The organism is Corynebacterium breve (assembly GCF_030252165.1).
GTDB classification, from domain to species: Bacteria; Actinomycetota; Actinomycetes; order Mycobacteriales; family Mycobacteriaceae; genus Corynebacterium; species Corynebacterium breve.
In genome coordinates this window covers 1,694,204-1,719,375 of sequence record NZ_CP126969.1, presented here as the reverse complement: position 1 = coordinate 1,719,375, position 25,172 = coordinate 1,694,204, and the positions used below count along the sequence as shown (strand labels likewise).

Here is a 25,172-nt window from a genome sequence, read left to right as displayed (position 1 = left end):
CGATGTTGAGTGAACTAGTCGATCTACCTGCACGAGGACTACAGTGCTTAGCCATTTGAAGACGCGAACCCAAGGTCCTGCCCGCGTTGCCAAGCACACCCCACTACCGCAGGCGTGAACAACACGTCGACCTTAGCAGGGGTGTTGCGGCTATTCCAAAACGCTTATGCCCAGTGAAAGCGGCTGCGCAGGCGATTGGCAACGACATCAAAGCGCAAACGCGGGAAAAGAACGCCTCGACGACGCACGTCGGTCTCCGGCACTGTCAGCGTTTTGTCCAGGCGTAGCCAGCAGCGGCCGGGCGCATTTTGCCATTCGCCACTGCCGATTTCCAAGAAGTTGTCGCCAAATGCCTTGGTGCCGGTGGAAATTAATAGACCATGGATATGCAGGCTGTTGCGACCAACGACGAGCATTGGGCGCTCTTCCGGAGGATCAGAGGGAACCGTCACCCACACAACTTCGCCTGGCTCGGCGGGGCCATCAAGGTCGGGGGAGTAGTACACCGATCGCGCGAGGGTGGCAGTGGGGTCAACCTTGACGCGGGATGCATGTTGGCGAGAGGGAGCACCGTCGGTGGTACCCAAGCGTTCGCGAAGCGATTCGAGGCCCTGATCCAAGTGATTGGTTTTCTCGGCCTTGCGCGAGCGAGCTCGATCGCGGAGTGCAGACCGGCGCGTTGACACCTTCTCCGAGTCGATCGGAGTGGTGTTGTCCATGGTGCGCCATGGTCGCAGGAAACTCATCGTCAATCATTCCCGTTGGAGGTGGGAGAAACTTATTGCTTCCAACCGTAACGGTATGGTCACGGGTAATTCAACCCCCTTTTTGCAGCGGGAACCCCTATCTGGGGTGTGGGGTCGTCGATAAGCAAAGTGGCGTGTGAGATCCCGGTTAAAAAATACCCACCACCTTGGGTAGAGTAGGAAAGGTTAATAATAGAAGGGACCCGTTCGGCCAATGGCAAAAAACTTCAATAATTTCGCCGAGACCACTTTCACGGATCCTGCGCGGATTCGTAACTTCTGCATTATCGCGCACATCGACCACGGTAAATCCACCTTGGCCGACCGAATCTTGCAGCTCTCCAACGTGGTGGAAGCGCGCGACATGCGTGACCAGTACCTAGACAACATGGACATCGAGCGCGAACGCGGCATCACAATCAAGGCGCAAAATGTTCGCCTGCCGTGGACTCCCCGCAGCGGCAACCATGAAGGTGAGGAGATCATCCTCCAGATGATCGATACGCCAGGTCACGTCGACTTCTCCTACGAAGTCTCCCGCGCACTTGAGGCGTGTGAAGGTGCGATCTTGCTTGTCGACGCAGCCCAGGGCATCGAGGCGCAGACGCTTGCCAACCTCTACATGGCGATCGATAAAGGCTTGGAAATCATTCCGGTTCTGAACAAAATCGACTTGCCGGCGGCGGACCCAGAGAAGTACTCGTTTGAGATTGCCAACATCATCGGCTGTGAGCCCGAGGACGTGCTGCGTGTCTCCGGCAAAACGGGCGAGGGCGTGGAAAAGCTGTTGGACACCGTTGTGGATATGATCCCGGCGCCTGAATCACCAAACGGTGCAGATGCGCCGGCTCGTGCCATGATTTTCGACTCCGTTTACGACACCTACCGCGGAGTCGTCACCTACATTCGTATGGTCGACGGTGAACTCCGCCAGGGCCAGAAGCTGCACATGATGAACACCGGCACAAATCTGGAGCTGCTGGAGATCGGCGTGGTGTCGCCGACCCCGAAGAAGGTGAAGGGGCTAGGCCCCGGCGAAGTCGGCTACCTGATCACCGGCGTGAAAGACGTCCGCGAAACCAAGGTCGGCGATACCGTCACCTCCGCCGACAAGGGCGCCTCCGAGCCGCTTAAAGGCTACGAGGACGTCAAGCCCATGGTGTATTCGGGCCTGTTCCCAGTGTCCCAGGAAGACTTTCCGGCACTCCGCGAGTCTTTGGAAAAGCTCCAGCTTAACGACGCTTCCCTTACCTGGGAGCCCGAAACCTCTGTCGCCTTGGGCTTCGGCTTCCGCTGTGGTTTCTTGGGTCTGCTCCACATGGAGATCACCCGCGACCGCCTCGAGCGTGAGTTCGACCTCGACCTGATTTCCACCGCGCCTTCCGTTACCTACCGCGTTGTGGCGGAAGACGGTAGCGAGCAATACGTGCACAACCCATCGGATTGGCCGGGTGGCAAGCTACAGGAGGTGGCCGAGCCGATCGTCAACATGACGATCATCGTGCCGTCTGAGTTCGTTGGCACCACGATGGAGCTATGCCAGATGAAACGTGGCCAAATGGAGAACATGGACTACCTGTCCGAGGACCGCGTCGAGCTGCGCTACACCATGCCACTGGGCGAGATCATCTTCGACTTCTTCGACATGCTGAAGTCTCGTACTAAGGGCTACGCCTCGCTGAACTATGAGGAGGCTGGCGAGCAGGAAGCAGACCTGGTCAAGGTGGACATCCTGCTGCAGGGCGAACCAGTGGACGCGTTTTCCGCCATCGTGCACAAGGACAACGCCCAGTGGTACGGAAACAAAATGACCAAAAAGCTCAAAGAACTCATCCCGCGCCAGCAGTTCGAGGTGCCGATCCAGGCTGCGATCGGCTCCAAGATTATTGCCCGCGAGAATATCCGGGCCCTGCGCAAGGATGTCTTGTCCAAGTGCTACGGCGGCGACATCTCGCGAAAGCGCAAGCTGTTGGAGAAGCAAAAGGCCGGCAAGAAGCGCATGAAGTCCATCGGCTCGGTCACCGTGCCTCAGGAAGCATTCGTCGCTGCGCTGTCTACCGACGAAGAATAACCGCTAGCCCTTTAGCCGCGTTCGTACTTATACACATGAGGCGGACGCGGCTTTGACGGCTTAGGCACCGGAAGCTGCGCAGTCACAGCGTTGCGCGCGGCGCGCTGTTCGGCCCACGGGATCGCCTTGGACTCCATTAGGCTGGCGACCTGCGCTGCTTCTTCGGTGCCTCGTCGACGCAGGTTATCTGCGGTGTACTGGATCTCGTCGGGTGTCAGTCCCTGATGGAGCTTCCACTTGCCCAGCACCTCAGTGACCTCGATCTCGACTGCGACAAGCGCGGGCAGGATGTCCTTGACCAGTCGGGGATCGGAGTGCTCGGGGACGTTCCATTCGTCTTCGAACTTGTCGACGAGTTCTGCCAGGTGACGCAGCGTGAATTCCTCATCGTGCTGGCGGTGGCGCATCCGGCCCTTCATGTGCACGGTGACGTAGTCCATCGATGGCACGCGAGGTAGTCGCGCGTCCTCCGGCTCCGGCGGGAGGTCTAGCCCGGAGATGAACGTGGTTGGCCCCTGGACAATGATCAGAACTTCTTCGTCCTCCCACTGGCGGTTCACCCGGGCGAAGTGCGTTTCGACGACCACGCGGTCGTCGTCAAGCTTCAGCACGAAAGGCAGCAGCGTGGCCTCCATGCCTTCGTCGGAATTGGTGACAAACTGTCCAACCCCGATGCTCGATGCGAGCTCGAGCGCCTCTTCGTGATCCATTCGATAAGCATTGGTGACATACATATCACCATGGTACGGGGAAGCGGTTCAGTACGGCGCGACTTCGATTCGTAGGACGCTTTCGCCGCGCAGGCGCCACAGCAGGGTGAAGGTGGACATCGCCAAGATCATGACAGTGGCCACGTAGAGAGCATTGAGCCCCAGCCAGGCGTAGGCAAAACCGCCGACGAGCGCCCCGGAGCCCAGGGAAAACGCGATCAGGAAGTGTTGCATCCACGCCTGGTGCGCGCCACCAAAAAACGTGTCGACGAAACGCTGACCCATCTTGACCAGCGTGCCCGTCATGTAGGTAAGCGCGATGGACACTTCGCCGCGTTTCTCAAAGATACTGTTCATCGCGCCGATGCCCAGCGACGCCACACGCACAGCGACCGCCGGCGCGCCGAGCAGCAGCGTGAAGGAAGAACTCACGAACAGCAGCGCCACGTTGAGAACAACCACGTTTTGTACCCACGCCGGGCGCACCCGCAATGCCGCTAAACGACGAACAAGCGCGCCTTCCATAACGCCCAGCAAGAACAGCACGACGCACGAGGCCGCCAGCCGCACCATCTCCCAGTCCCCGCTGACGGCGGAGGCGGCGATGCGGGTGACGTTACCTGACATGAACGACAAGAAGACGCCGCCAAGGAACATGAAGGCGAGGGCGTCGACAAAGCCTGCGATAAAGGCAAAACCCGCGCCGAGCAGGTGCTCGCGGCGGGAGTGTGCTGAAACAGACATGCCTTTACTCTAGCGGGGTCTACTGTTGATTGTTCTCCTGCGCCTCGGCCTCCAATTGGGCCAAGCGCTCGGCGTCGCGCTTTTCTAGCTCGGCTTTTTCGGCGGCTTCTTTCTCGGCGCGCTCGATGCGCTGTGCCTGTAGGTCCTCGTCGACGTAGCCGTCGGCCCACTCGCCGGTCTCGTAGTCGTAGTCGACCTTTTTGCCTTCCTCGTCGGTGCGCTGGTACCAGTCGGTAAGGGACTCGTCAGTGGAGTCGAACTTCTCGCCAGCACCCTCGCCTGCTGGAGCCTCGGTGACGGAGAGCGCGAAGTCGTCGCCATGCTCCTTCAGGCCGCGGACCACGGCGTTTTCTACTGCCGTACGCGCGTAAGTGCGGCGGATGGCGATCGGGTCGGTGCTGAGGTCCTTGATAAACGCGACCATCATGCCCAAGATGACCACGGAGAACGGCAGCGCGATCAAGATGGTGAGGTTTTGCAAACCAGATAGGGAGTCCTCGCCGCCGGAGAGCAGCATGACGATCGCGATACCCATCATGCACAGTCCCCAGAACACGACAACGAGCTTGTTCGGGGAAGGATCGCCCTTGGAACTCATGGTGCCCATGACCACGGAGGCGGAGTCTGCGGAGGTGATGAAGAAGATCGCGAGGACCAGCATCAGCAGGAACGGGGTGATCTGCGCTAGCGGGAGTTCGGCGAACATTGCAAAGAGCACCTGCTCGGACGATGCGGTGCCGTCGAATGCTGCGAGTCCGTCTCGGGAGAAGGTGATCGCGGTGCCGCCGAACACGGTGAAGGCGAAGATCAGGATGGCCGTCGGGACGAGCATGGTGGCTAGGGTGAACTCGCGAAGTGAACGGCCGCGGGAGATCCGTGCGATGAACATGCCAACAAACGGCGTCCAGGCGATCCACCACGCCCAGTAGAACGCGGTCCATGCGCCTTGGAACGCGACGGTATCCTCGCCCCACGACAAGGACCGCGAAGCCATGTTCAGGTACTCCGACAGGTAGTACACGGTGCCCGATGGAATCAGGTTGAGCAGGAACAACGTCGGGCCGGTAAGGAATACAAACACCACTAGCAACAGCGTCAGCGAAATGTTTGTATTGGACAGGTAGCGGATTCCGCGGGACACGCCCGAGATCGCCGAGAGGATGAATCCCGCAGACAACACGCCGATGATGATGAACAGCACGGCGTTGCCTACCTCGCCGACACCGCTGACGATTTCCACACCGGTAGCGATCTGCGTTGCGGAAAGTCCCAGGGTGGCAGCAGTGCCAAAAAGCGTGGCGACGATCGCCAGCATGTCAATCACGCGTCCCAGCACGCCCTGGGTGCGGCCCAAGCCGAGCAGCGGCGTGAAAACGGAGGAGATGAGGGAGACGCGGCCTCGTCGATAAGTGCTGTAGGCAATCGCCGCGCCGACGAAGGCGTACAGTCCCCACGCGGCCAAGCCCCAGTGGAAGTGGGCTTGGGCGACGGCTTGGTGCAACGCGGCAGGGGTGCCCGCTTCCACAGTTTCTGGTGGCGGGTCAAGATACATCCAGAGCGGCTCGGAAGGGCCGAAGAAGAAGATTCCCACGCCGATGCCCGCGCCGAACATCATCGCGATCCATGAAAAACGGGAGAACTCCGGTTCTTCGTCGTCTTTGCCCAGGCGAATCCTGCCGAAGCGGGAGAACGCAAGGATAACCATGATGAGGATGCCGAGCAGCATCACGATGTTGAGCAGCCAGCCCGCGTTTTCCATCCCCCACGCGAACGCGGTGGAGGCTGTGTCCGCCACGGACTGCGGGTTGATGATGCCCCACGCGATGAACGCCAGGATCGCAACGGCCGTGATCGCGAAGACGAACTTATCTACGCCGAAGCGGTTGCGTTGTTCGTCGACACTGATGCCGGGAACAAGGCCTGGGTGGATGTTGTGCGGATAGAGACCCGCAGCAGTGGAGGATGAATGGTCGTTGTCGGGTGTTGGCTGGGCCATGATGGGTCAGGGTCCTTAGTTGGTGCCACTTTCAGGGAACCAGGTTGCGTACAGTTGCGATTAAGACAACTAGTAAACCATAGACAGACGTTTATTCCTCATCGAAATGAAAGTAAAACACGTAATGCGTATTGATATCTGGTCCGATTATGTCTGCCCGTTCTGCACGATCGGTGAACGCCACCTAGCGATGGCGCTGGAAGACTACGACGGCGACGTGGAGATTTTCTGGCGCTCATTCCAGCTGGATCCCACCGCGCCGAAAGAACCTACCGAGACGGGCGTGGACTACCTAGTCAAATCAAAGAGTATGTCGCGTGAGCAGGTTGAACAGATGCTCAGTGGCCTGGCCCAGCGTGCGGAAATGATTGGCCTGGATTTCAACTGGCGCGACCAAGTCATCGCGAACACGTTTGATGCGCACCGCGTTGGCCACGCCGCCCGCGCGCAGGGAGTGGGCAACGAGTGGGACCAAGCGCTCAAGCATGCGTATTTCACGGACGGAAAAAATGTGGCAAGCGCTGAGACCATGAAAGAAATTGGCACCGCAATCGGCCTTGAAGCTTCGCTTATCGACGACATCCTCGCCTCGGATCAGTACGCCGATTCGGTTAACGAAGAGATCCAAGCGGCGCGACAGATGGGCGTCAACGGCGTGCCGTTTTTCGTCTTCGACGGCAAGCTAGCGGTGTCGGGGGCGCAGCCACCTGCAGTGTTCAAGGATATGCTGAAGGAACTAGAAAATATGGACTAGCTGGCGGCCTTGACGATTTCGGCGAGCTCAGCGATCTCACCAGGGCTGAGCTGGACGTCGTTGCGAGCATTACAAAAATCCAGCAGTGCGTAGCCGGCGCGCTGCACATCGCCGTGGTTTGCCCACTCTTGGATTGCCACATCGGGATGGTCCATCGCCAGCGAGTTGATCGCACGGCGTTCTGAGAGCAGCTCGTACTGAAGGTCGCGACGTTCTTCCTTCGCCCCGCTTGGTGGCGTGATGAGGAGTGCGCCAAGAAGCGATCCCATGGCTTTGCGACAACGGATAATGAGCCGATAGTGGTTTTGGCGTTCCGCGCTTGGGCGCCAAAACCACAAGAAAAGGGAGCCGAACACGACAGACAAGAGCACTTCGACGGTGCGGTCGACAAACACGGTACCTAGTGGCTGGCTCATCGAGTCGCCCATCAATAGCGCCAGCGGGGTAGTGAAGATGACGGTGAAAGCGTAGTTTTTGGTGACGAAGAACTCGGCGCCGAACTGGCACACGGCCAGCACCAGCAGCAACCAGTACCCGGACACCTCGAAGTAATGAAACAGGGCAAACAGCACGATTCCCAAAAGCGAGCCGAAGAGTCGGTGCATACCCCGGACCTGGCCAGGGATCCGGTCGGGGCCCCACTGGAGCATTAACAGCGCGGACACTACCGCCCAGTCAGGTCGATCGAAACCAAGCGCAACGCCGACCAGTGCGGAAAGAAACGTGGCGAAGAACACTTTCTCCGCGGTGATAAACGCGTGGGAATGGCGGTTGGCGGAGCGGGTCAGCCGATACATCACGGACGGCCTGGTGTGGGGTATGGCTAGGCGTTTTTCGTCGAAAAGCGTGGCGATGTCGGAGTCGTCGTTGGAGGAAAAACCCACCTCGGAATTGCGGATGACCAAGCGACGGTGCGAATCCATGACGCGGTCGACAAGGTGGTACTGGGATTGGTCTACGACGTTGCCACCAGAGATGATGCCAGCGTCGTTGAGCGCGGACCACGCAGTGGCGACGGCATTTTGCGCCTGGTGATGCTGGCCGAGTGTCGGAGACGAAGCCTCCTCAAAGTTCGCGACGGCCTTGTCGGCGGTGATGACGGCTTGGCGCTCCGGCCCGTGAGGATGCACCAATTTGCCAGACATGCCCACGAAGATCGCGGACACCGCGCCAACGATCGCCCAACCACCAACCTCCAGAGGGTTGAAACCAAGTCGCGCCACCATCGTCGACCCGCCCGCCACCATCACGATGAAAAATACCCCTGGAGGACTAAGCCGCAGCGCGTTTTGCACATAGGTGCCAATCGTGGAGATCAGCACAGTAAACAAGCCGGAAAGCATCAGCCACCAGTGGGATCCGCCCGCCTCGAGCTGCGCCCACATCACCGAGCCGACAAATGCGCCAGACGTTGCGCCCAAGACCAAGAGCATAGCGGCGGTAGCCATCACGCTGAGCCGTGCACGGTATGGGTGGCCCTCACCGTAGATCACGATGAACCCGCCGGATGCGATCAGAACAGTCGCATTCTCGTGGCCCAAGGCAAGCGCGAGGGCACCGGGGACAGCCACAGCGATGGCCGCCCGCAACGCGCCCGGCCAACGGGGTGCAGAGGAATGGAATGCAGTAAAAAGGCGCCACGGGTTCGGGCGCTTCGGCAGGGGTTCGTGCTCTAGGGCTGCGCGGGTGCGGTCGTCGATAGTAGGAGGTGTCAACCTAGTGGTGTCCTTGGGGTAGGGGGTCAACGCGAAAAGCCGCCAGCGAACAGGTCACGGCGACAAGTTGGAGTATATCCGGCGTGTACTTTCCAGGCTTACCGACGACCCGTCGCTACTCGATCAGCGACGAAGAGCGCTAGGATCAAGGGCATGCAGGCACCAAATTCACACGAGCAGGCGGATCTGACCGCCCGTGAGCATGAGGAGTTTGACCTCTTAGCTAGCTGCTTTGAAGTTCATGAAGAGCACGTCTTGGATCCTTCGTTGATGTTCTACATCTGCGAGTAGATCTCTGGCAGCGGGTCCTCCGCACAGGGATACGAAGGCTGCGCGCCGGGCTTCGTGACGGCGTACGCGCCGACCCGTGAGGCAAACTGTGCTGCTTCGACCAGCGAATCGCCCGCAATGATGCGGTGGCACAGCGCGCCTGCAAATGCGTCACCGGCGCCCACAGAGTCCACAGCGGTGACGGTGGCAGCGGGAATTTCGACCACCCCCGTGGCGTCTGCCACCAGTGCGCCTGCCTTGCCCAGGGTCAACACCACAGAAGGGAAACCCACCTCGAGCAGCTTCGTGGCCATCGCGCGCGGCCCCGCGGCTTCAACGTCGAACTGGGCGAGGATTAGTCCCGCCTCGTGTTCGTTGGCAAGCAACGGGTCGGCGTGGAGCAATGCCGCGTGGTCGACGTCGATGACCGGGGCGAGGTTTACCACTACCCGGCCGGTCGCGTGACGTACAGCTTCGGCGAAACCATCGGCCGGGATTTCGCCCTGCAACAACACGATCTCGGCGGCGCCCACAAGTTTCCGGTGTTCCCGCACGTAGTCAGCCGTTACGGTGGCGTTCGCGCCGGGCGCAACGATGATGGTGTTTTCCCCGTCTGCGCTGACGGTAATTACAGCAAGACCTGTGACTTGGTCTGTTTCCGCAACGGAGGAAAGGTCGACGCCCGCTTCGCGCAACAGGGTAGTGGCGGGCGCAGCGTAGGAGTCGTTGCCTACCGCTCCTACCAATGCGACCGGCGTACCCAACTTTGCCGCAGCGACAGCTTGGTTTGCGCCCTTGCCCCCAGCGGTGATCGTTCCGCCACTGCCCAACAGAGTTTCACCCGGTGTGGGATGCCGATCAACTTTCACCGTGAGATCAGCATTAATCGACCCGACGACAACTAGCTTGGCACTCATACCCCAAATATAACCGCTACCATCAAATTCATGACCACACCTGCGCATTGGATCGCATCCGAAATCGAGGCTGGCCGCACTGGGCTTCAGTCGATGCTGGACCGCTCGCCGTTTCCCCGAGTAGCACTTCGCACGATCGCCGAAGACGGGGACTTTCACATCATTGACCACCGCTACGTGGCAAGGAACCCAGACTTCAAGGGCGAATCATGGTTCCCGGAGAAATCTGCGCTCATCGATCGCGGCGACGGCACCTGGGGCCTTGTCATCGATGTCACAGATGAGCTGCGTGCCGGAGGGTCGTTGCCGGTACCCCGCGCTCTGATCAACGTGCTTGGGGTGCCCCGCGCCGATCGCGTCGTACTGGACTCTGATACTGGTGCGAAAATCGTCAGCTTTGTGAATGACGAGCCGAAGGTGTCGTCGATAAGCTCATTGCTTCACGACGACACCCGTGTCACCCTTGTCTTCGACCCCGAAACGAAGCGTCTTACAGTGGAGGCATGAGTAGGCGTCTATTTGCTGCGTTGACTCCTTCGGAGCCTGCGCGGGAGCACCTCATCACTGCGCTGCGTCCGATCCGCGAGCGTGACTGCAATCAGTTGCGCTTCACCGAACCGGACAATTGGCACATCACCTGCGCGTTTTACGGGGAGACAGCCGAAGACCCCGAGTGGCTGCTCGGCCACCTAGCAGCTGCCTCGACGGGGCCGCTGGAGCTTTGCCTCTCGGGTGCTGGGTCGTTTTCGTCTCGCACGCTATGGATCGGGGTTGGAGGCATGAGGGATCGCTTGCGCACGCTCATGTCTGGGTGCGTGCTCGATCCTGAAGAGGCCGCGCGGCAGCGGGCGCACCTCACCGTGGCGCGCGCCCACCCGCGACTAAGTGATCCGTGGCTTTTGGGAGACATCACCCATGCCTTGAGCGTCTACCGCGGACCAAGCTGGCAAGCGACGACGATCGGTCTTTACGAATCATTCCTCGGGCAAGGCAGGTCAGGTCAGCCGCGCTACGAACTTCTAGGCACGACGGAACTATAGCGCGACAGCGGATGCTCATTTCTAATCAGCGCCCCTCCAGGCAAGATTTGGTGTGGAGCCCCGCGGATATTGGTGTAGCGTTCGTGCATCCCGGCTCGCCCATTGTGGTAGCGACAGAGCAGGCTGAGGTTGGACAGGAGGCTCAATCCACCTTTCGAAAAGGGCACGTTGTGGTTGAGCTCGCAATAGGCCACGGGAACTGAGCAATCTTCTCCAGCGCACAGGGTTTGGTTGGCTTCTTGGAGGCATCGGTCTTTGTAGCTGCCGTGTCGGGAAAGTGCCTTGTCAACGGCCGCTGGCGTAACGGGTGCGATCCCATCGCGTGCTCGCCGAGCTTGTTCAGCCTTGAGTTTGGTGCGGTTGTTGATCGGAGTATTACCGGTGGCGATGCTGATTGCCCCATGCATAGGAGTCAATCCGATGAACTCCGCAACTGGGTCGAGCTGCTTGGACATGAGCTCGGTACCGGTCATGATGGCGCCGCTAGTGGTCTGGACCAGCACGTCGGAGCCCTCACCGCTAAGAATCCGTCGGATATTCTCCAGGGTCACCAGAACCTTAATGCGGTACACCGGTGCGCTTTGAGATGGTTTGAGAAAGGCAGCGATCGCGGCGTCTGGGACGGAGATGCCGTTGTCTGCCGCGTGCTTTCGTGCAAACGCCTCGATTTCGCGTATCGACGACGACGCAGCTCGCAAGCTCAATGTGGCTTCAGTGGTGCCCTTGTGGTGGGTGATTTTCAGCGACGGCTTGGATTCAGGCTTCGCCCCCGCAGCGTTATAGGCGGCGAGTTTCTCCCTCGCATGCCTGCGGAAATCACGGTGGTTGCCGACGAAGCGCGTTAGCTCCAATCGCAGGGCCCAATCTTTGGAGGAGTCGTGGAGTCTGCGCACAACCCTTTCGATCGCACCCAGACGATCGAATCCCAGCTTGTTGGAGGCAGCGTTCTCACGCGCCTGGCGCTGGCGACGAGTTGATTTGGTGGGGCCGAAGTAGACGTGTCGGAGGGCATGCATGCTACCAACGAGGCCCGGTTCGGCACCGAGGGCCTCAAGTTCCGCGGCGGGAAGCAGCGGTTCCAGCAGAGCGATGGCGCTGGAGCCGCTGGCCACGAGCCAGTCGTTGATAGTGAAGGTCATGGCTCGAGGCTAAGTCAGCCGCAACGAGCTTGCCGACGACGCCGGCGTAATGTCCGAAATCTGTGGAAAACAACAAATCTATCCACAGGCGCCCGGGATCGCCTGGAGCAACGAGCGGGTGTACTCGTGTTGCGGGTTAGCCCAAATCTCCTCAGTGGGCCCAGTTTCTACGATGCGCCCTTGGTGAATGACTGCGATGGTCGGGCAGACCTCGCGGACCACGGAGAGATCGTGGGAGACAAACACCAAAGTGAGCCCGTATTCGTCGACAAGCGAATCGAGTAGTGCGAGCACTTGACGGCGTACTGTGACATCGAGGGCGGAGACGGGCTCGTCGGCAAGCAAGATCTCGGGGCGAGGCGCAGCGGCACGCGCGATGGAGATGCGCTGGCGCTGGCCGCCGGAGAATTCGTGGGGGAAGCGGCTAGAAACTCCGGGGAGGCCGACTTGGTCTAAGACTTCGTCGGTGCGTGCTTGGTCGACGCCGGATTCGCGGATGGATTTGCCCACTTTAATTCGCGGGTTGAGCGACGATTGCGGATCCTGGAACACCATCTGGAGTCGCCCGCCGACCTCAACGGTGCCTTGGTCTGCAGTCGAGAGCCCGGCGATCAGGCGTAGCAGCGACGTCTTGCCGGAGCCGGAGCCGCCGACGATGCCGAGGCGTTCGCCGCGTCGGATTGTCAAGGAGACGTCGTCAACGGCAAGTGTTGTGCCACGGGTGAGGGAGACATTGTCCAAGGTTACGATAGGTTCGCCGACTGAGTGCGCATGCGCTGGCGGTCCAGGCTGAGCCGCAGCAATGAGCTTCTTTGCATAGTCCGACTCGGGGTCAGCGATACTGCCTTGGTGGAATATCAAGACGCGGTCGGTCATGCGCTGCACCACGGCCAGATCGTGGCTGACGAACATGAGCGCCATGCCGCGGGATTGGACGAGCGAATCGAGCAGCTTCAAAATCGTATCCTGCACTGTTACGTCTAGCGCGGTAGTGGGCTCGTCGCAGATCAGGAGGTCGGGGTCGCCAGCGATTGCCATCGCGATGAGCACGCGCTGGCGTTGGCCACCGGACAACTCGTGCGGGTAGGCATTGTAGCGGTCGACGCCAACTTCTCCCAGCAGGCTGCGTGCGCGCTCGGGGGAGGAGGCTTCAGCGATTTGGCGTCCCACCGGCATCAAAGGGTCAAGGGCCGACATCGGCTCTTGAAACACCATGCCTACTTTGGTTCCACGGACGGTGCGTCGCACACGTTCGGGCGCGGCCACCATGTCCACACCATCGACATCGACGGTGCCTGTCGCGCGCAGCCCGGCCGGCAGCAAACCCATGATCGCCAGCGCGGTCATAGACTTGCCGGAGCCTGATTCGCCGATGATGCCGAGGCGCTCGCCGGGTGCGATAGTCAGGTTGATGTCGGAGAGGATGCCGTCGATGGTGAGATTTTCCACGCGAATCATGCGCGCCTCCTTGAGGTTGGGTCGAGCATGTCACGCAGGCCGTCGCCAAGCAGGTTGAAGCCGAGCACGGTTAGCGCAATGGTTAGGCCGGGGAAGATCGCCAAATGTGGTGCGGAGGCCAGAAAGCCTTGCGACGATTGCAGCATGCGGCCCCATGAGGCGTACGGAGCCGGCGTACCAAGCCCGAGGAAGGACAGGCCGGCTTCAGCGAGGATGGCTAGGGCGAAAGACACGGAGACCTGCACGATGATCACGCCAGCAATGTTTGGCAGGACGTGGCGCCACGCAATCAAAGGCCCTGGGACGCGGGAGATACGCGCGGCCAGGATAAAGTCCTGCGTCATCACACGCAGGGTCCCGGCGCGGGCGACGCGGGCAAACCCGGGGATGCCCGCGATGCCGATCGCCAGCATGACGATGCCCGTCGAGGCCCCGAACACGGCGGTAAAGACGATCGCAAGCAGCAGCGCGGGAAACGCCAGAAGTAAGTCGGCGCCACGCATAATCAGAGTTTCCGCCCAGCCGCGCCGCATGCCCGCCGCGATGCCTAGCGGCACGCCGATCAGGGTGGAGAGAGCCACCGCGACCAAGCCGATCGACAGTGTGATGCGAGAACCCTCGAGGATCCGCGAGAAAATGTCACGACCGAACTGATCCGTGCCCATCAGGTGCGCGAAAGTGGGGCCGGAGAGGCGGTCGTCGACAAGCGCTTGAGTGGCATCGTATGGAGTCCACAGCAGCGACAACACAGCGGTCAGCACCGCGACGGCGACGATTGCGCCACCAATTTTTCCGTTCAGGTTCATGCTTGCCCCTTCAATCGCGGGTCGAGCACGCGGTAGGCCAGATCGACGAAAAAGTTAATTACCAGGGTGAACACCACGAGTAGCATCATGACTGTTTGCACCGTGGTGAGATCGCGATTAGCCACCGCATCGATGAGCATCGAACCGAGCCCCGGGATCACGAACACGCGCTCGATGACCACCGCACCGACGATCAGGCTGGTCAGCTGCAGCCCCGTGACCGTCAGCACCGGCAGGGCAGCGTTACGCAGGGCATGCCGATAAAGCACTTCGCTTCTCGACGACCCCATCGCCCGGGCCGTGCGAATATAGTCCTTACCCAGCTCTTCGAGGATGGCGCTGCGTACGTAGCGGGTGAGGATGGCGGCCTGCACCAGCGACAATGCGATCACGGGCAGTACGAGGCGCGCCGCGAACTGGCCAAAGTCATACCCAGGCGGGACCCAACCGTTGGCTGGCAGCCAGCCTAAGCCGACGGCGAACACCGCGACTAGGAGGATGCCCACGAGGAAGCTCGGCACCGCGATGCCTACCTGCGTGAGGGCCGAGAGGAATTCTGCGCGCCGCTTGCCGTTGTGGCGGGCGAGGTAGATTCCCAGCGGAACTGCGATGGCGAGAGACACGACCATTGCCGCGATGCAAAGGATAAAAGACACCGCTGCGCGATCGAGTACCAGTGGTGTGATGTCTTGCTGGCTGGCGAGTGAGATTCCGAAATCTCCCGTGAGAAGGCCCCCTATCCAGTCGAAATACTGGCTGATCAGTGGGCGGTCGGTGCCTAGACGCGTGGATAGCTCGGCGACGGCATCCTCTGTCGCGGTAACTCCAAGGGCGATGCGCGCCGGGTCGCCGGGGATTGCGCGCAGCAGGACGAAGATGATGACGCTGGCAAGAAACAGCATCACAACGAAGCGGGCGATGAGGCGGTAGATCATGGGCGATCCACCCCGGCAAGCGGCAATCCGTCAGTGATCACATTCGGTTGTACTCCCGTGATCCCGGGCGCGGTGACCACGATGTTTGGCGTGTTGGCCAAGGTGAGCGCGGCTGCATCAGCCATAATGTGCTCCACCGCCTTTGTCATGTGCTCGGTCTGGTCCGATTCGTCGGCGAGCGCGATTTCCTCGCGGACCGCGGCGGAATCGTAGCCGAGGTAATAATCGGGATTGCCGAACAGTGCCGGCAGGTCACGCGGCTCAACGTGCGCGATGAGAGAAGCTTGGTAGTCTTTTTGGCCCATCACTTGGCCCAGCCACACGGCTGGGAACTCCAGCGTCTCCAGGGTTACCTTGAATCCGACCTCTCGGAGCTGGGAGAAAAGAAGCTCGGCGGCTGTTTGCGCGTACGGCAGACTTGGCACCGAAATGGTGATTTCGGGCTCTCGGCCCGCCAGTAGTTCTTCCGCCTTCATTGGATCGAAGGGGTAGAAGTCTTCACCGGTGTACCACGGGTCGGTTGGTGGGATGGGCGCGCCTCCCGTGTTGGTAGCCATGCCTTCCCAGACGACTTGGTTGAGGGCATCGCGGTCGACGGCGTAGGCGACTGCTTGGCGCACGGTGGGGTCGTCGAATGGTTCTGCCTTGTTGTTCATGGAAAAGATCACTTCGCCGTTGGTGGTGCCGACGTTGACAGCGAACTCGTCTTCCAACGAATCGAGCAGCTCTGGGGCTTGCAGGGCCCAGACCACATCGACGTCGCCGGCGCGTAGTGCGTTGACAGTGGCTACAGAATCCGAGAAGTAGCGAATCGCCGCATCTTCATGCGCAGGCGTTGCCCAGTAGTCGTCGCGAGCCTCGAACGACACGGATTCCCCCACGGTGAATCGCTTCAGCGTGTACGGCCCGGTGCCGATCGGTTCGGTGGCTAGCGTTGCTACTCCCGCCGGCGTCATCATCGCGCCGGTCAAGGTGCCCATTGACCACAGCCAGCGGTTTGAGGGCTCAGCAAGCTTAACGACGAGCGTGTGGTCGTCTGGCGTCTCCACCGATTCCACTGGGTCCATTTGGGCTTTGAGACCGTTGGTCCATTTCTCTTTGACGTAGTTGATGGAAAACGCCGCGGAGTGAGCATCGAACGGGTCGCCGTTGGAGAAGGTGACATCGTCGCGAAGCTTGAATGTGTAGGTGAGGCGATCGTCGGAAAGCTCCCAATCCTGCGCCAAGTGGGGCTGGGGGTCGCCGGATTCGTCGATGCGTACGAGTGTCTCGTAGACGTTGGACATGAGGGCCTGTGGAATCGCAGCGCCACCGGTGGAGGTGAAATCGAGCGAGGCCGGGGCGCCGGAGGTACCGACGACGATGCCTACCCCTTGCACTCGACCGACTTCAGTCGAGGTGGAGCCGGCGGAGCAAGCCGCGAGAAGTGACGCTGCCACGAGGGCGGCGCCGAACCGAATGGTTCTAGAGGGGGTCATGACCAGTAAGGGTAGTGTGTCATGGCATGTGAGGTGAAATTCGTCTCAGTCGCTTTGTGACACCATTGACACCGGCTGAGGTGTGCCGCGGCTCGTCGTTACTGCAAAGCTTGCCTTGTCGAAGAGGTAGCGATCGTCCGAGGACTCGATGGGTACGCCTGCAGAATTAAATGCGCGGCGGCGCACGCGAAGCATGGGGGTGCCGGGTGCGATGTCGAGAAGCTTGGCATCTTCGTCAGTGGCACCGATTGCGTCGATGACGCGGGTGGCGTGATCAATGTCGACGCCTGAGGCTAAGAGGTGCTCGTAGATGGAACCGGAGTCGGTATCAACCGCAAGGATGTGCTTGCCCACTTCAAGCGGGTAGTTGAGGCGTTCGACCATCGCGGGTACATCGTCCATGAGGCGGAGGCGGAAGACGCTTACCACCGAGTCGTCGGCATCGATGTTGAGCTCGGCGGCAAGTTGCTCACCCGCGAAGGTACGTGTGACCCATTGGGTCTTTTGGCCTGGCACCACGCCGGAATTTCGGCACCACTGGGAAAATGAAATGACGCCATCGAAAGACTGTGATGGCAATTTGTCTAAGACACGAGAGCGGCGACCTTGGCCGGAAGAAATGAGGCCCTCAGAGCGCAAGGTAGCGATTGCTTGACGGACTGTTCCTCGCGCGGTGCCAAATTGTCGGCACAGGTCGGCTTCGGAGGGGATTGCATCGCCGGGCTGGAAGGTGCCGTCGCGAATGGCTGAGCGGAGGTAGGCCGCGATGTCTTGGTTTGTGGCGGCGCTAGTCGAAGCGCTAGTCGAAGGCCGACTGGGTTCGACGGTAGTCATGGCATCCTCATCTTCACGTGGTGCTTGTCTAGTTGAGACGTCTCAGTGTTTAACAAGATTGTGCCACAGCCGCATTGGCGAATGGTGTTTCGCCCTCGATTAACGCGCTCTGTCCCCCATATTGTGGTCACTTTCCGCATTGACTTGTCCACAAAAGATGAACATTGGGTTAACTTGTCTAGGCAGGTGTGGAACTGTGGGGGTTTGCGGGACACAATGAACTCATGACACATGACCTAATTGTTGTTGGCTCCGGAATCCTTGGCCTAGCTACGGCCTACCTTGCGCATAAGCAGGGGCAAACGGTGCACGTAATTGAGGCGGGGGATCGCCCCGTTGAATCGTCCATCCAAAACTTTGGCCACGCCTGTTTTACTGGCCAGGCTGATCTGATTCAGCCCGTGGCTGCCCGGGCGAGGCGAGGGTGGCTCGAAGCTGCCCATGACGTGGGATTTTGGGCCGCCGAATCCGGCACCTGGATCCCCGTCATGACCGATGTTGAGATGCAGGTTCTGCGAGAGTTTTCAAGCCATCGAGGTGAAGATCAAGCTCGTTTGGTTGGGGCGGCGGAAATCGCGGATGCGTTGGCCAATCCGGGCTTGGGTGCCGTCGGCGGTGCACACTTACCGCAGGACGTGCGCGTCAACCCACGCGAAGTCGCGCCACGTATCGTGGAGTGGCTACGAGGTGAAGGTGTCGATTTTACCTGGAACACGCAGGTCACGGGCATCGGTGATGGCGTTGTCGAGACCGTTCGTGGTGCCTTTGATGCTCGATATGTGGTTGCCTGCCCTGGATACAAGCTCATGGGGCTCTTTCCGGGGTTGGCGGAGGATCACGGTGTGCGCGTGTGCACCTTGGCGATGTCCCTCATAGAGCGCCCCAGCCGACTTGGCCCAGAGTTTGGAATGCTCACGGGTACCTCACTGGCTCGCTACGCCGGTTTTGCGGCGATGGAAAGTGTTCCTGAACTGCGCGCCGAGCTTGCCCAGCGCGAGCCGGAGCTGGTGGCAATGATCGCAAATCTCATGGTTACTGGTATCGATGCAGGTCTCCTGATCGGTGATTCCCACGCCTACAGCCTCACTCCGGAACCTTTCATTGAAGAAGACGTGGCATCCACGCTCTTGGATCGGGCTACGTCGCTATTGGGGATCGAAGCCCCTCGGGTAAAGCAGCGCTGGCTTGGTCGCTACTCCGATTCTGCCACGACGAACCTTGTCCTGGAGCGTCCAGATGAAAAGACCACGGTTATGGTCGTGACCTCGGGTATCGGCATGACGTTGTCGTTTGGTGTTGCGGATCTGGCATTGCGCGGTGGCAGTGTTGAGGGGTTCTGACTGGAGCGGTCGTCGACAAGCGTGCGTTGAAAAAGACATCAGGAGAACACAAGGTTACTTGTATATGAACAGATTCAACTCGCCTAGACAAGTGGGATTACATGGTGCAGAATCAGCCTTGAACCTGACAATCCCACCATCCGTGAAAGGCCTGACATCATGTCCCTGAACCTCTTCCGCGCTGGCGCAATCGCCGGCATCACCACCGTGACTGCCTTGGGCCTTGTTGCCTGTGGCTCCGATTCGTCCGGCGGCGACACCATCACCTTCGCCGCCGTTCCATCGGAATCCTCCGCGAGCCTTGAGTCCTCATTCGAAAACTTGACCAAGCTGCTGGAAAAAGAGACCGGCAAAACTGTTGAGTTCCAGAATGCTTCCGATTACGCAGCAGTGATCGAGGGCATGCGCGCCGGCCAGATCGATGTTGCTTCCTTCGGCCCGTTCTCCTACGTGATCGCAAAGGATTCCGGCATCAACATGGAAGCCGCAGCTTCCCCAACCAACGACAAGGACGAAGCACCTGCCTACACCTCCTTGGCCTAAGTCAAGGCCGACAATGAAGACATCAAGGGCCTTGAAGATCTGAAGGGCAAGAAGGTGTGCTTTGTCGATCAGGCCTCTACCTCCGGTTACCTCGTGCCAATGAAGGGCATCATGGACGCCGGCCTGGATATGGACGCTGACCTCGAGCAGGTTCTCGCTGGTGGGCATGACGCGTCGCTGCTAACGCTTGATTCGGGCACCTGCGACGTAGCATTCGCGCACGACACGATGCTGACCACCCTCGAAGGGTCCGGCCAAATTGAACCAGGCGCGCTGAAGTCCGTCTGGGAGTCCGACCCGATCACCGAGGATCCGCTGTCTATCAACTTCGACTCCCTGGGCGAAGAAACGGCTAACGAGATAATGACCATCTTGCGTGAAAAGGCCAACAAGCCAGCAATGGTTGAAGCCGGCATCTGCGAGTCTGAGGAAGACTGCGTCCTGCCAGAAGAAATCGAGTACGGCTACGTGGAGGTCACCGACGCGGACTTTGACGCGATCCGAGACATCTGCAAGGTCACCGAAGCTGACGCTTGTCAGAACGTCGGCTAAGAGAGGATTTGAGCAACGATGAATGCTTCTGCAGAATTTCAGGCCGAAGTCGATGAGATTTACGCTGTACAACTCGACCATGTAACCAAGGACTTTGGCGGGGGAGTCCTCGGCCTTGACGACATCACCGTCGGATTCAAAACGGGAGCAATCACCGTTCTCCTGGGTCTTTCCGGCTCAGGCAAATCCACCCTTCTCCGCCACATCAACGGCCTCCACATGCCGACCACCGGCGAGATCCGCGTGCTTGGTAAGAACGTTCCAGAACTGAACAACAAGGAGATGCGAGAGCTGCGCCGCGATGTGGGTGTCATCTTCCAGTCCTTCAACCTGATCGGGCCCATGTCGGTGTTGGAAAACGTCTGCACCGGCCGCCTTGGCAGCCTCAAGGGGCCGCGTCTTTCTCTGATGATGTACCCGAAAGAGGTTCGTCGCGAAGCTCTGGAAAAGCTTGACCGCGTGGGTCTTGCTGATCGCGCGTACCAGCGCGCGGACACCCTGTCGGGTGGTCAGCAGCAGCGCGTCGCAATCGCTCGCGCTTTGATGCAGCACCCCAAAGTTTTGCTTGCCGACGAGCCGGTCGCCTCTCTCGACCCAGTGTCGTCCAACGACGTGATGAACCTGCTGAAGCAGATCTCCGAGGAAGACAACCTCACCGTCATCTCGTCCTTGCACCAGGTGCAGCTAGCGATCGATTTCGCGGATCGCATCATTGGCCTGCGCAGCGGACAGATTGTCCTCGACCGAGAAACCGCGGGGCTTTCCGCCGCAGAGGCTTCGGAAATCTACTCGTCGGTCTCGGGAATGCCACTCAACGAAGATGAGGACGTGCATTCATAAATGACCACGACACTTGAACCTCGTGACATCCAGGCCCCGGCGCGTCCAAAAACGAGCGCGAACAACATCGCGGCGCTGATCGTCGGAATTGCTCTTGTCGTCGGCGGTGCTTGGTCGATCTCCGAGCTTGGCATCAACTTTGCGACGATTGCCAATTCCTTTGACAACGCCGTGAACTTCGTGGGGCGTATGTTCCCGCTAGACTTCCCACCCGTAGGTGAGACCATCGGCCTTATCCTTGAGACCCTGGCCATCGTTTTCCTTTCGACCCTGTTGGCGGTAGTTCTGTCGATCCCTGTGGCTCTGATGTCGGCGCGCCCGACGTCGTCAAGCAAAACGGCGCAGCTCACCGGGCGTGCGCTGACCGTGCTGGCTCGCGCCATTCCAGACCTCGTCCTGGCGATTGTGTTCCTGCGCATGTTCGGTCTCGGCGCAACCGCGGGCATCTTGGCGATGGGCATTCACTCCGTCGGAATGATTGCGAAGCTCTACGCGGACGCAATCGAAGAGCTTGACGACGGCCCGCGCGAATCCATCGAATCAGCTGGTGGCACGCGTCGCCAGCAGGTGTGGGCCTCGATTCCGCAGGTCCTCCTCCCACAGATGATCGCCACTGCGCTCCACCGCTTTGATATCAACCTGCGCACCTCGGTCCTGTTGGGCTACGTGGGCGTGGGCGGCATCGGCCTGGCCATTTCGGAATCACTCCGAGTCCTTGACTATCAGCGTGGCATGGCCCTGGCACTTATCGTTTTGGCGCTGTGCATCGTGATCGAGATGATTTCGGGAGCTACACGCGCCGCCATCATGCGCGGCAGCGGTGGCAGCGTTCAGGGCGGAACGTGGGTTGATCGGGCACTGAACAAAGATCGTCAGACTGGCGCTAACGACGTCGTCCTCACACCACCGTGGTCGAAGAACCGCCTCAACCGTTTCGGTGTTGTCGTGCTCCTGATCGTGTTGACCATCTGGGCGTTCTGGGAAGTCAACATCGACGGTAAGGCACTGGCCACGGGCTTGCTCAACCTGCCTCAGACCTTGGGGCTGTTCTTCCCTCCATCTACCGGGGGAGCGCTTGACACGATGCTGGAACAGCTGGTGGTCACGATCCAAATTGCTCTTGCCGCGACTCTCATCGGCGCAGTCATCGCCATCCCCGTAGGTGTGCTCGCTGCGCGCAACGTTGTTTCCAACAAGTACGTGCATCAGTTCTTCCGCGGATTCATTGTTGTTGTTCGCGGTATCCCCGAGCTCATCTTGGCGATCATCTTCGTGGTGATTTCTGGCCTCGGTGGAGTTGCAGGCACCTTGGCGCTCTCAGTGGGTGCCGTCGGCCTGTTGTCCAAGCTTGTTGCAGATTCGCTCGAAGAGACTGACGTGGAAGTCCAAGAGGCGATCCGGACAGCGGGCGCCACGGGGCCCCAGGTGTTCTTCTCTGCCACGGTGCGCCAAGCAGCTCCGGCGTTTATTGCGCACACGATGTACCTGCTGGATACCAATATCCGTTCGGCAACGCTGCTCGGTGTTGTCGGCGCCGGCGGTATCGGGTTCCTCCTTCTCAACGCATCGCGCATCAACCAATTCGATGTGGTCACGATGATCCTGATTCTGATGGTCGCCGTGGTCCTTGTTGTCGAAGGCATCTCCATGTGGCTTCGCAAAACTATCCGCTAACCAGCCCGAAAGGCTAAAACCAATGAAGAAACTAGCCATCTTTGACATGGCAGGAACAACTATCGACGATCGCGACGAGGTCTACCGCGTGCTTCGCGAAGCCACTGAGCGCGAAGGTGCCCGCTATAGCGACGACGAGTTCCAGCAGTACATGGGCACCGAGAAGAAGTACGCCATCGGCCAACTTCTCACGATCGGCGGAGTAGAGGCAACCGATGAGGTCGTCGATAAGGCATGGGAATGGTTCCGTGCGGAGCTTCGCCGCACCTACACCGAGAACCCGCCGGTGCCGCTGCATGGTGTCGAAGACGCGCTGCGCGGATTGCGCAATCGTGGCGTGAAAGTCGCGCTGACCACAGGATTCTCTCGGGAGATCGCCGATATTATCCTCGGCGCGATGGGCTGGGAGGTCGGCACGACCATCGACGCTTCATGCACGGGCGACGAAGTGTCCATGGGCCGTCCTGAGCCGTTTATGATTCAAGACGTCATGCGCCAGACGGGCATCACCGACCCCGCGGATGTCATCAGCGCGGGTGACACAGCAGCTGACATCGAGTCGGCGCGACGTGCTGGAGTCACGTCAGTCGGGGTTCTTACTGGGCATCTCACTAGCGAGAATTTCGCGGACCTCGGGGCCGATATCGTGCTTCCATCTATTGCCGAACTGCCAGCTCACGAAGTGATGAGCGAATGACTGCACGCGCGCAGCTGTGGCAGGGAGGTTTGGACTTCACACTGATCGACATTCCGCTACCCGAGCTGAACACCGACGAGCTCCTCGTCGAGCTCACGGCCGCGACGATTTGCGGGTCTGATCGCCACACGGTGGAGGGGCGACGCTCGAGTCCATGTCCATCCATCCTCGGGCACGAAGGTGTTGGCGTCGTTGTCGCTTCTCGACGAGCAACTGTCCCTGTAGGTACTCGCGTGGTCTTTTCGGTCACTGCGGTGTGCGGTACCTGTGCAATGTGCACCCGGGGGCTGACGGCGAAGTGCACGACGGTGATGAAGGCCGGGCACGAAGAATATTCCTCGCCGTGGCCGTTGTCTGGAACCTATGCCAGCCACATCCATGTTGTTGCTGGGCAAGAGGTAGTGGAGGTGCCGGATTCTGTCTCCGATGGTGCCGCCTCCACCGCTGGTTGCGCCGTGGCCACGGTCATGGCGGTTATCGAGGCAGCGGGGGACCTTTCCGGCAAAACCGTCCTGGTCAATGGGGTCGGCATGCTCGGCCTCATCGCTTGCGCCGCCGCGCGTGGCCACGGTGCAGCTGAGGTTATTGGGTGTGATCCGAATGAGTCGTCGTCAAGCATTGCGCACGGGGTAGTGGATCGGCTTGTCCGTACTGTGGGCGACGTGAAAGTCGACGTGGTCCTAGAGCTTTCCGGCGCGCGTCAAGGCGTTATTGATAGCGTTGCGGCGCTCAAGGTCGGCGGGATTGCTGTGCTGGCTGGCAGTGTTACACCGACGAAGCCGATCAACCTCGACCCCGAGTGGCTGGTGCGCGGTTGGCGCACGATTACGGGAGTGCACAACTACGAGCCTCGGCACATCAAGCAAGCCGTGGACTTCCTTGTCACCTTCGGCAGTGTCTTGCCGTGGGGGCGCATCCTTGGGGGGCCGATCCCTCTGGCAGACCTACCTATCGCTTTCGCGCACCCTGACGGCGCGATGCGGACGATCGTTGTCCCTTAAGAGGGGTTATCTTCCCACTGGTCAGGAATTTCTACCCAGAGTGGGGAGGAAGAACCTCGTACGTTGTTCATGCCTAAACGGATCTGATCCGCACGGTAGCGGTAGTCGGCGTATTCGATGACTTCACCGGCATGGGTGTACGATCGCAGGGTCATACGGAACAGCGGGAAGCCTTCCTCCACCTTGAGCGCCTTGGCATCTTCTTCGTTTGCCGGAATTGCAGTCAATACGCGGGAGACGTTATTAAAGTCGACGCCGGCGCGCAGCAGGTGACGGTGCAGGGAGCCAGAGTCGGTATCAAAGTCCATGATCAGGCGACCAACTTCGCTTGGAAAGTGCATCCGTTCGACCAAGCACGGGACGCCATCAGCGGAGCGAACGCGATGCACGGAGAAAATTGGATCGCCTTCGGTAATCTCGAGCGCTTCCGCGATCTCGCTTGACGCTGGCTGACGCGCCACCCACAAGGTGCGCTGTCCCGGTTCTTTGCCGAGAGCACCTAGCCAAGCACTGACCGAGAACACGGCATCGAAAGACTCAGTGCGTGTGTTATCTAGCACGATTGATCGGCGGCCGCGACCCGATGAAATCAGGCCTTCGGCGCGGAGGGTAGACATCGCCTGGCGTACGGGTCCACGCGATGAATCGAATTGCTTACAAAGTTCGGCCTCAGAAGGTAGCGGATCGCCGGCCTTAAAGTGGCCGGAAAAGATCTCCTGGCGGATAAACTCTGCAATCTCTTCATGTTGCTGAGGGGGCCTCAACGTCGACATGTTTTCTCTTCTCTGGGTAAAGCGTAAGGTGGCTATTTCTCTTAATCTCTGGTGTGAATAAAGCAACACGGAAATGGTTTCCGCGTTATCTATTCGACACTGATTGTACATGCATGTGCGCCAGGCATGAAATGAAAAA

General features: G+C 59.8%; 23 protein-coding genes and 1 pseudogene. 11 read left to right on the top strand and 13 right to left on the bottom strand.

The window, feature by feature from the left end; translation table 11 throughout:
- Positions 1–164: 164 nt before the first annotated feature.
- On the bottom strand, positions 165–746 hold the full coding sequence (locus QP027_RS08380; protein ID WP_284824007.1) for a type II toxin-antitoxin system PemK/MazF family toxin: 582 nt from the start codon (positions 744–746) through the stop codon (positions 165–167).
- Between the two features lie 214 nt (positions 747–960).
- On the opposite strand from QP027_RS08380, the gene lepA reads away from it, so the two are divergent.
- A complete protein-coding gene (gene lepA / locus QP027_RS08375) occupies positions 961–2,817 on the top strand; it encodes a translation elongation factor 4 (RefSeq protein ID WP_284824006.1) in 1,857 nt (618 codons plus the stop codon).
- An 11-nt stretch (positions 2,818–2,828) separates the two neighbouring features.
- On the opposite strand, the gene QP027_RS08370 is transcribed toward lepA, so the two are convergent.
- Genes QP027_RS08370 through QP027_RS08360 form a run of 3 tightly spaced genes read right to left on the bottom strand, consistent with a single transcriptional unit; the run spans position 2,829 to position 6,267 of the window.
- A complete protein-coding gene (locus tag QP027_RS08370; protein WP_284824005.1) occupies positions 2,829–3,551 on the bottom strand; it encodes an FMN-binding negative transcriptional regulator in 723 nt (240 codons plus the stop codon).
- A 24-nt stretch (positions 3,552–3,575) separates the two neighbouring features.
- Complete coding sequence (locus QP027_RS08365) at positions 3,576–4,271, bottom strand: YoaK family protein (RefSeq protein ID WP_284824004.1); 696 nt, start codon at positions 4,269–4,271, stop codon at positions 3,576–3,578.
- 19 nt (positions 4,272–4,290) lie between these two features.
- Positions 4,291–6,267 (bottom strand): BCCT family transporter, encoded by a 1,977-nt coding sequence (locus QP027_RS08360; RefSeq protein WP_284824003.1) that lies wholly within the window; start codon positions 6,265–6,267, stop codon positions 4,291–4,293.
- Between the two features lie 124 nt (positions 6,268–6,391).
- Between QP027_RS08360 and QP027_RS08355 the strand changes: the two genes are divergently transcribed.
- Positions 6,392–7,021, top strand: a complete 630-nt coding sequence (locus tag QP027_RS08355) for a DsbA family oxidoreductase (protein WP_284824002.1) — start codon at positions 6,392–6,394, stop codon at positions 7,019–7,021.
- Here the strand turns inward: QP027_RS08355 and QP027_RS08350 are convergent.
- Entirely contained in the window at positions 7,018–8,736 is a 1,719-nt protein-coding gene (locus tag QP027_RS08350; RefSeq protein ID WP_284824001.1) for an FUSC family protein, read from the bottom strand. The two genes, QP027_RS08355 and QP027_RS08350, sit on opposite strands and share 4 nt — an antisense overlap.
- A gap of 153 nt (positions 8,737–8,889) precedes the next feature.
- On the opposite strand from QP027_RS08350, the gene QP027_RS08345 reads away from it, so the two are divergent.
- A complete protein-coding gene (locus QP027_RS08345; RefSeq protein ID WP_284824000.1) occupies positions 8,890–9,027 on the top strand; it encodes a hypothetical protein in 138 nt (45 codons plus the stop codon).
- Here the strand turns inward: QP027_RS08345 and QP027_RS08340 are convergent.
- Positions 9,012–9,923: a ribokinase gene (locus tag QP027_RS08340; protein ID WP_284823999.1), complete on the bottom strand. Its 912-nt coding sequence runs from the start codon at positions 9,921–9,923 to the stop codon at positions 9,012–9,014. The two genes, QP027_RS08345 and QP027_RS08340, sit on opposite strands and share 16 nt — an antisense overlap.
- Before the next feature lie 30 nt (positions 9,924–9,953).
- Between QP027_RS08340 and QP027_RS08335 the strand changes: the two genes are divergently transcribed.
- Together QP027_RS08335 and thpR are read left to right on the top strand one after the other, a co-directional pair.
- Positions 9,954–10,430, top strand: coding sequence for a hypothetical protein (locus QP027_RS08335; RefSeq protein WP_284823998.1), 477 nt, complete (start codon positions 9,954–9,956; stop codon positions 10,428–10,430).
- Complete coding sequence (gene thpR, locus QP027_RS08330) at positions 10,427–10,963, top strand: RNA 2',3'-cyclic phosphodiesterase (protein WP_284823997.1); 537 nt, start codon at positions 10,427–10,429, stop codon at positions 10,961–10,963. The genes QP027_RS08335 and thpR overlap by 4 nt, the downstream gene beginning before the upstream one ends.
- Here the strand turns inward: thpR and QP027_RS08325 are convergent.
- The 6 genes from QP027_RS08325 to QP027_RS08300 all read right to left on the bottom strand — a co-directional run bounded on the left by QP027_RS08325 (position 10,933) and on the right by QP027_RS08300 (position 17,613).
- The gene (locus tag QP027_RS08325; RefSeq protein WP_284823996.1) at positions 10,933–12,102 is read right to left on the bottom strand and encodes a hypothetical protein; all 1,170 of its coding nucleotides are present in this window, start codon (positions 12,100–12,102) and stop codon (positions 10,933–10,935) included. The two genes, thpR and QP027_RS08325, sit on opposite strands and share 31 nt — an antisense overlap.
- Before the next feature lie 78 nt (positions 12,103–12,180).
- A complete protein-coding gene (locus tag QP027_RS08320) occupies positions 12,181–13,560 on the bottom strand; it encodes an ATP-binding cassette domain-containing protein (protein ID WP_284823994.1) in 1,380 nt (459 codons plus the stop codon).
- The gene (locus QP027_RS08315) at positions 13,557–14,366 is read right to left on the bottom strand and encodes an ABC transporter permease (protein WP_284823993.1); all 810 of its coding nucleotides are present in this window, start codon (positions 14,364–14,366) and stop codon (positions 13,557–13,559) included. The genes QP027_RS08320 and QP027_RS08315 overlap by 4 nt, the downstream gene beginning before the upstream one ends.
- Positions 14,363–15,301 carry an ABC transporter permease gene (locus tag QP027_RS08310; RefSeq protein WP_284823992.1) on the bottom strand — a complete coding sequence of 313 codons (939 nt, stop codon included), beginning with the start codon at positions 15,299–15,301 and terminating at the stop codon, positions 14,363–14,365. Before QP027_RS08310 ends, QP027_RS08315 begins: the two co-directional genes overlap by 4 nt.
- The gene (locus QP027_RS08305) at positions 15,298–16,779 is read right to left on the bottom strand and encodes an ABC transporter substrate-binding protein (RefSeq protein ID WP_284823991.1); all 1,482 of its coding nucleotides are present in this window, start codon (positions 16,777–16,779) and stop codon (positions 15,298–15,300) included. The genes QP027_RS08310 and QP027_RS08305 overlap by 4 nt, the downstream gene beginning before the upstream one ends.
- A 45-nt stretch (positions 16,780–16,824) precedes the next feature.
- The gene (locus QP027_RS08300) at positions 16,825–17,613 is read right to left on the bottom strand and encodes a GntR family transcriptional regulator (protein ID WP_284823990.1); all 789 of its coding nucleotides are present in this window, start codon (positions 17,611–17,613) and stop codon (positions 16,825–16,827) included.
- 224 nt (positions 17,614–17,837) lie between these two features.
- Between QP027_RS08300 and QP027_RS08295 the strand changes: the two genes are divergently transcribed.
- The 6 genes and pseudogenes from QP027_RS08295 to QP027_RS08270 all read left to right on the top strand — a co-directional run bounded on the left by QP027_RS08295 (position 17,838) and on the right by QP027_RS08270 (position 24,260).
- Complete coding sequence (locus QP027_RS08295) at positions 17,838–18,953, top strand: TIGR03364 family FAD-dependent oxidoreductase (protein ID WP_284823988.1); 1,116 nt, start codon at positions 17,838–17,840, stop codon at positions 18,951–18,953.
- A gap of 159 nt (positions 18,954–19,112) precedes the next feature.
- Positions 19,113–20,048: pseudogene (locus QP027_RS08290) on the top strand (phosphate/phosphite/phosphonate ABC transporter substrate-binding protein).
- A gap of 18 nt (positions 20,049–20,066) precedes the next feature.
- On the top strand, positions 20,067–20,888 hold the full coding sequence (gene phnC, locus QP027_RS08285) for a phosphonate ABC transporter ATP-binding protein (RefSeq protein ID WP_284823987.1): 822 nt from the start codon (positions 20,067–20,069) through the stop codon (positions 20,886–20,888).
- On the top strand, positions 20,889–22,562 hold the full coding sequence (gene phnE / locus QP027_RS08280; protein WP_284823985.1) for a phosphonate ABC transporter, permease protein PhnE: 1,674 nt from the start codon (positions 20,889–20,891) through the stop codon (positions 22,560–22,562).
- Positions 22,563–22,584: 22 nt separating this feature from the next.
- Positions 22,585–23,259: an HAD hydrolase-like protein gene (locus QP027_RS08275; RefSeq protein WP_284823983.1), complete on the top strand. Its 675-nt coding sequence runs from the start codon at positions 22,585–22,587 to the stop codon at positions 23,257–23,259.
- The gene (locus QP027_RS08270) at positions 23,256–24,260 is read left to right on the top strand and encodes an alcohol dehydrogenase catalytic domain-containing protein (protein WP_284823981.1); all 1,005 of its coding nucleotides are present in this window, start codon (positions 23,256–23,258) and stop codon (positions 24,258–24,260) included. Before QP027_RS08275 ends, QP027_RS08270 begins: the two co-directional genes overlap by 4 nt.
- Here QP027_RS08270 and QP027_RS08265 read toward each other — a convergent pair.
- Complete coding sequence (locus QP027_RS08265) at positions 24,257–25,033, bottom strand: GntR family transcriptional regulator (protein WP_284823980.1); 777 nt, start codon at positions 25,031–25,033, stop codon at positions 24,257–24,259. The two genes, QP027_RS08270 and QP027_RS08265, sit on opposite strands and share 4 nt — an antisense overlap.
- Positions 25,034–25,172 lie beyond the last annotated feature (139 nt).